General features: G+C 65.2%; 6 protein-coding genes and 1 other RNA gene. 5 read left to right on the top strand and 2 right to left on the bottom strand.

All coding sequences use genetic code 11. From position 1 onward, the window contains the following. Positions 1-428, bottom strand: a 428-nt coding sequence (locus JSV65_15695) for a hypothetical protein (GenBank protein UCH33982.1), incomplete at its 3' end; no start/stop codon positions are given. 292 nt (positions 429-720) lie between these two features. Here JSV65_15695 and JSV65_15690 point away from each other — a divergent pair. Further along, positions 721-1356 (top strand): hypothetical protein, encoded by a 636-nt coding sequence (locus JSV65_15690; protein UCH33981.1) that lies wholly within the window; start codon positions 721-723, stop codon positions 1354-1356. 184 nt (positions 1357-1540) lie between these two features. Here the strand turns inward: JSV65_15690 and JSV65_15685 are convergent, their stop codons facing one another. Continuing rightward, on the bottom strand, positions 1541-2533 hold the full coding sequence (locus tag JSV65_15685) for a hypothetical protein (protein UCH33980.1): 993 nt from the start codon (positions 2531-2533) through the stop codon (positions 1541-1543). Here JSV65_15685 and smpB point away from each other — a divergent pair. The 4 genes from smpB to JSV65_15665 all read left to right on the top strand — a co-directional run. Next, the gene (gene smpB / locus JSV65_15680) at positions 2414-3211 is read left to right on the top strand and encodes an SsrA-binding protein SmpB (protein ID UCH33979.1); all 798 of its coding nucleotides are present in this window, start codon (positions 2414-2416) and stop codon (positions 3209-3211) included. The two genes, JSV65_15685 and smpB, sit on opposite strands and share 120 nt — an antisense overlap. Before the next feature lie 200 nt (positions 3212-3411). Then, positions 3412-3762: a transfer-messenger RNA gene (ssrA, locus tag JSV65_15675) on the top strand. 84 nt (positions 3763-3846) lie between these two features. Next, on the top strand, positions 3847-4089 hold the full coding sequence (locus JSV65_15670) for a GIY-YIG nuclease family protein (GenBank protein UCH33978.1): 243 nt from the start codon (positions 3847-3849) through the stop codon (positions 4087-4089). A gap of 575 nt (positions 4090-4664) precedes the next feature. Then, on the top strand, positions 4665-7018 hold a 2354-nt coding region (locus JSV65_15665; GenBank protein UCH33977.1), incomplete at its 3' end, for an S-layer homology domain-containing protein.

Here is a 7018-nt window from a genome sequence, read left to right as displayed (position 1 = left end):
TGCGCCAGCGCCTCCAGTTCTTCCGCGGCCGCATGCACCTCACCGCGCTGGAGCAGGCAGATCGCGCGCCCGAACTGCGCGAGTGGAGTGACTGCCCGCGCCTGCGCCGATCCCCTTGCGGCGAGGTGCGCTGCCTGCGCGAAGTCTGCCATCGCGCGGTCGACATACCCCCTCCCGAGGCGCGCCGCGCCCAGGCCGATCCATCCCAGCGGATCGGAGTAGTCCTGGAGATTCGCGGCAACGAAGGCGTCCTCCGCCTGGCGGGGTGTGTCCCCCCGCAGCAGGTCAATCCCCTCACCGATCCGCTCGAGGTAGCTCGGCTCGGCAGGAGCCGCGGCAGCTGGTACGACACAGCCCGTCGCAACGGTCGCGAAGGCGATGCGCGCCAGCCACGTAGAGACGGTTCGAGAATGTCTCCTGAGAATCATGTCTCGCCTATCATAGCATACGTCGAGAGTCTCGGCTATTCCCCGTAGCCAGGTATGTGTCCGCAAGCCCGTCTGGCGCGAACCGAACCACACCCCGGGGCCCTCTGCTGATACACGAATCCGAATAGTCAACGACCGCGACCTGCCCGGTTCAGGGAAACAGCGATGAAAGCAACCGGCCGCCGGCCCGACACCGGGCCAGGGCCGCACCGGAAATGCGCACGTGTCCGACAGGAACGCCATTGCGCGACGTGGAAGCGCCAGAGCAGACACACTTCCGGGAGGTGCCATCATGCCCGCTCCGCTGAATCCGGGCGCTGTGGCAGGGCTGGACGAGCGCAAGATCCAAGCCCTGGACCGAGCCGGCGTGGATACCATCGAGAAGCTCGCCTCGCTCGACGTCGACTCCGTGGCGAGTCAGAGCAACATCGCTGTTGAAGAGCTGCGCAGGTTGAAAACGCAGGCCGCGGCGCTCGTCGAGCGGCCGCCGGTAGCAGCCACACCGGCGCGTCGCTCGATGACCCTCGCGTGGGTCATTCTCGCACTCATCGTCATTGCCGTCATTGCAGTCGTGTACGCCGGCCGCGTTCGGGCAGCCGCAGGCACACAGGTGGCGGAGCAGGAGCAGAAGTTGGTAGTCGCCGTGGCGCACGTAGGTCTGGCTGCAGATCGCCGAGTGGAATCCGCGGCGGCCAACATCGGGGCCGGCAACTGGGGCTTGGCCCAGCAGAACCTGGGACGGGCGGGCGACGAGATCGCCGCTCTGGAGCAAATCGCTCCGCGCAAGGTGGCCGGTAAGGTACGGGAGGCGCGGTCTCGCCTCAGCAGGGCGCAGGAGGCCGTGGGCGCGAAGGACCGCGCCGCGCTGGAGCGCATCAACGAGTTGCGCGAGACGCTTGGCGGTCTGTCGGGCGCAGGCGCCGAGTGACGAACCGCGGCGAGTCTTCTTCATAAGCGTTCCGGACGCCGACACCTGCCAGGATCCGCGCTGAGCGGTTGTCCGATCTCGCGTTGTCGGCAGACAAAGCCGAGGGCGGCGTCCCTTGCGGGAACGCCGCCCCAACCGGCTTCAGGCTATGGAGGTGCTTCTCGAATCCGTCGTCGTTAGCTCGTTAGCGCGCCAACAGCATCCCGACCTGCATCGGCGCCTCGGTGCTGCACAAGCGCACGGTGCGCGAATCGCCGACCCACGCCACCTGGAAACCGAGAGGCTCGCACGCCGTTCGCACCGGAACCATCGTCCTGTCGCTATCCAACTGTACCGCGGCCCCGAGATCAACTACCTTACCGCCGACTTTGGCTTCACTCGAGCCGACCGTCACGCGCAGTTCGGTACCGGCGCGCTTCGCAATGGCCTGCTTCGCGGCCGCCACCCAGCTCACGGCCCCGCCCGACTCCTCCACCAACGTTCGCAGCGCGCCAAAGGCACGGCCTTCGCGAATCGTCGGCTCGACATCGAACGTCAAAGCACGCCCGTCCAGAATAACCGTCACGCCTTGGGCGGCAGCGCATTTCTCGGCCACGCGGAGCACTGGCTTTTCAGCGGCAGCAACTGCGGGCCGCTGCTGCGAACGGCACTCCGCCTCAGGAGCGGCAGCCGGTGACGACTGCACCATCAGCATTGGAGCGAGCGTCTTCGACGGCGCCGGGTCGATGGCGCCCGGGGTCGCCTCAGCCGCCGCCATCGCGGTTTCCGACGGCGCGGCGCTCTCAGCCGAGGGGCGAGCGGAAGCCGCGCGCGGCTGCGCCGCGACGATCGCCTTCTCCGGCTCAGGCTCGGTCGACTGCTTCTGCACCGCCGCGGCCGGGCTCTGTGCAACGGCCGTAGGCACCGCTGAGCCCGCTGCATTCGCCACCTGAATCGTCACCGCGGCTGACTCGCCGACCAATCCCTCACGCGCGTACACTTCGGCGACGAGCGCATGCGGGCCGTCAGCAAGCCTCGTCGTGTCGAGCACGTAGAAGTACGGGCGGCCATTAGTGGAATGGGGCCGCTCGGTGTCCACGCGGAAGATCAGGTACGTCGCATCTTCGAGGTCCGTTTGCGCGTCCACGCGAATCGTGCCCTTGACCTGCTGGCCGTTTTTCGGCGAAGTGATCCGCACCAGCTCGCCGCCGGCGACGGTCATTGCGTCCACCGCAAAGATCCAGATCACCGCCAGCGCGATACGCGCCAGTTGGGGTTTTCGAAGTCTCATTCTCCGCGCCTCCTCTTTCGCACGAAGCGTTGTATCGAGAGGTCGCTTGACAGCGAACGCTTGTTACGGTATAGTGATTTTGCGCCAGCAACCGGCGCACCGCAATTGTCGGATATCAGAGTTATAGCGGTTAACCGCAAGGCCCGGCACGACTACAGTATCGAGGATACGTTCGAAGCCGGGCTCGTTTTGACCGGCGGCGAGATAAAGTCCGTGCGCGCCGGCAAGGTCGCCCTGCGCGACAGCTACGCGCGGCCGGAGCGGGATGAGCTGTGGCTGGATAACATGCACATTGCGGCATACGATCCCGCCAGCTACGACAACCCCGATCCGCGGCGGCCGCGCAAGCTGCTGCTCCACCGGCGTGAGATCGACCGGCTCATCGGCAAGGCGCAGGAAAAGGGGCTAACCCTTATCCCGCTGCGGCTGTACCTGCGCAACGGCTACGCCAAGGTGGAGCTTGGGCTGGCGCGCGGGAAGCGACAATACGACAAGCGCCGCGCCATTGCCCAGCGCGATCTGGACCGCGACAAGGAACGCGAGCTCAGCGGCCGCGCCCCCAAACGCGGGGAGCGCGGTTCCTAGCTCTTCTATGGGGCTTATACCATATATTGGCCGGGAGTATTAGACGCCGGCGTGAAACGGCCGGGGATGCTGAGGTCGCCGGGGCGAAGTGCCTTCGTGGCGGAACGCGAGAGAGGGGTGCGTTCCGGGCGTAACGGGGTACAATAGCATTGGGGGGGCAGGCGCTCGCCGTTCCTGCGGCGGAGCCTCTCACACGGAAAGGGGGCGAAAGGTCTCGACGGGGAGTGAGGAATCGTCGGTTGCGAGCCGAGGCGCACGGCCTCGTTAACAACGTGCAAACCTATAACTGCCGAAACTTACGTTCCGGCCTACGCCACCGCCTAAGGTGGCGACGCTCTCCCGGCTTCGCTGATCGGGCCGGCTTGAGCGTCAACTAGATCAGCTTACCGAGCCTCTGACGTTCGTAGGGGGCAGGGAAACACCACGAACTAGCGGCCGCGCGGCCCGCCTGTGGGCTTGTGCGGTCGTGACAAACTAAACGCAGGACACGCTCGTAGTAGCCGGCGGGGACTGCTCTTCGGACGTGGGTTCGATTCCCACCGCCTCCACCAGCCTTCGCTGAAGCTACGGCTGGCAAGCCGTGGTTCCGGCGAAGGCTGGTGCCCGCCGAAGCCTCGGCGAAGGAGGGCCTTGCCGTGAAGTGCGTCTATCTCCTTGAAAGCGTGCGCGATCCGCGGCAGCGGTACGTTGGACTGGCATCGGACCCAGAGGAACGCCTCAAAGAGCATAACGCTGGCAAGTCGCCCCATACGTCGAGGTACGTGCCGTGGCGCATCGTAGCAGTAGTCCGCTTCGACAATCGAGGCCGAGCTAGCGCGTTTGAACGATACCTGAAATCCGGATCGGGCCGCGCTTTCGCCAAGCGGCACTTCTGGTAGCGACGCAGCGCTCACCCGCCAACGATTGCCAGCTCATCCACCACGCCCTTACGCTCGAAACCTCTCGCCGCGAAAACCGAGAGCGGGGAGCCCACAGACCTTAGTGGCCCGTTGACGCCCACGATTGGCCGCATTTCCGCTCTCCGGGACCGCCCAAACTCTGGACTGGATACCCCCTTCTCGCATCGATTCTGGCCCGAGAACAGCGTCTGGCCTCTCTGTTTCCACAAGAGCTGTGGACTTGCCCCAATCAGTCCACAGTTAGAGAAAACGCCAGCTCTGAACTCAAATCCGCCCGCCGCCGCCGAAGATTTCGATTCCCGCGCGGAGTAGGACTATGGCCGTTTTCGAAACTGAGTCTGGTTGCCTCCCCGAAGCGCCTCGAATCGCAACAGGAAGGCCGTGGGCGGCGGGGAAGTCAGATTCAGTTACCGACCACAGGCCGAACGCTCGGAGCGCCCGCCAGGGTTGGGCGCCGGGCTGTTGATTGCGCCTCGGGGCTAAGCACGCTCAGCGCGCGACCCTGTCTTTGGCGGTGGGTGTTACCGACCGTGACGCCACAAGGAGGCAGGGCTGTGAGGCGCGTCATCTTTCTCCTCATCGTTGTTGGATTCCTGGGTATGCTCGCCGGCCCCGCCGAGGCGATCCCGAATGAGCGCGCCATTGCGGCGAACAGCAACATGCAAGACACTCCGGCCATTTGGGGTGATCGCATCGTATGGGAAGAGTACCGACCGGCGCTCCGTGGCTCGGACATCTTCATGAAAGACGTATCTACCGGGCTGGAGATGCCTGTCTGTGTAGCTGGCTGGGGTCAAATCAGCCCCGCGATCTGGGGCGACCGCATCGTCTGGCAGGACGGACGCAATTCGAACTACACCGGCATCTACATGTTCGACCTGACCGCCGCGCGCGAGACCCCGATCCGACCTTTTGCGTTCGCGCACCACCCCGCGATCTGGGGTGACCGGATCGTGTGGCAGGAATGGCGCAGCGGCAACTTCGACATCTACATGTACGACCTGGCGACGGCGACCGAGACCGCCATTTGCACCAACCCGGCGAAGCAGTTAGGCCCCTCCATCTGGGGTGACCGCATCGTGTGGTATGACTATCGGAACGGCGACTCGGACATCTACATGTACGACCTGGCGACGGCGACCGAGACGGCGATCTGCACCAACGCGGCGTATCAAGTCTATCCTGCGATCTGGGGTGACCGCATCGTGTGGGATGACTACCGCAACGATCAGGGCGACTGGTGCAACTCCGACATCTACATGTACGACCTGGCGACGGCCACCGAGACGCCGGTCTGCACCAACGAAGTGGGCCAAGGGGCACCTCAGATCTGGGGCGACCGCATCGTGTGGGCGGACAACCGCAACGGCAACGCGGACATCTACATGTACGACCTGGCGACGGCGACCGAGACGGCGATCTGCACGGACCCAGCCGGCCAGCACTGGCCTCAGATCTGGGGCGACCGCATCGTGTGGGAAGACTATCGGAACGGCAAGCCCGACATCTACATGTACGATCTCGACCCGTCGTGGGGGGAGACGCGGCTCACAGGCCTTGCCAGCGCGGAGAAGTGCCCGGACGTCTTCGCGCACCGCATTGTGTGGCATGACACTCGCAACGGCAACTGGGACATCTACATGTACGACCTGGCGACTTCCACGGAGAGATCCATCTGCAGTGACGCGGCCAGTCAGCAGTGTGCCGCCATCTATGGCGCGCGCATCGTGTGGCATGACACTCGCAACGGCAACTGGGACATCTACATGTACGACCTCTCGACGGCGACGGAGACGGCGATCTGCACCAACGCGGCGTATCAAGGGCCTCCCGCCATCTGGGGCGCGCGCATCGTGTGGCATGACCAGCGCAGCGGCAACTTCGACATCTATATGTACGACGTAGCGAACGCCACCGAGTCGGCAATCTGCACCAACTTGACCCACCAATACCAGCCCGCGATCTGGGGCGACCGGGTCGTGTGGCAAGACCAGCGCGGCGGCACCTTCGACATCTACATGTACGACCTCGCGGCCGCCATGGAGACGGCGATCTGCACCGCAACGGGCGATCAGTTGCGCCCCGCCATCTGGGGGCACCGCATCGTGTGGGAGGACACTCGCAGCGGCGACTCGGACATCTACATGTACGACCTCGCGACGAGCACGGAGACTGCGGTGTGCACCGCAAGCGGCAGCCAGGAGTTCGCGGATGTCTGGGGTGACCGCATCGTGTGGCAGGACGGCCGCAACGGCAGCAACGACATCTACATGTACGACCTCAGTACCGGCCAGGAGAGTCACATCGCGAGCGACCCCGCAAACCAATGGTATCCCGCGGTCTGGGGCGACCGCATCGCATGGGAGGACCAGCGCAACGGCAACAATGACATCTACGTGTACAAGCTCGCGATGTGCTCGTTCGACGACGTGCCGCGCAGCCATGAGATCTGGCAGGGCGTCGAGGCGATCTACGCCCAGGGCGTGACCGGTGGCACCTCGACCGTGCCGCCGCTGTACTCGCCGGCGGACACGGCGACGCGTGGGCAGATGGCGAAGTTCCTGTGCATCGCCTTCGGGAAGACGTGGTACGACCCGGGAACGGCGAGCTTCGGCGACGTGCCGCGGGGCGCAAACGGCCAGTGGGATGGCGGCGGGGGCGGCGGCCTCGATGCCGACGGGACGCACATCTTCTACGGTTACATCGAGCGATTGGCCGATCCGGCCTCGTGGGGCGGCACGGCGCCGACGACGGGGATCGGCGGCGGGATGTACGGGCCGGCGCTCACCGTGACCCGCGGTCAGATGGCGAAGTTCGTGTCGGTGGCGGCGGGCAAGACATGGTACGATCCGGGAACGGCGAGCTTCACCGATGTCCCGCGCGGCGCCAACGGCCAGTGGGACGGCGG

Source organism: Armatimonadota bacterium (assembly GCA_020354555.1).
Taxonomy (GTDB): Bacteria; Armatimonadota; Hebobacteria.
This window is presented reverse-complemented; position numbering and strand designations above follow the sequence as displayed.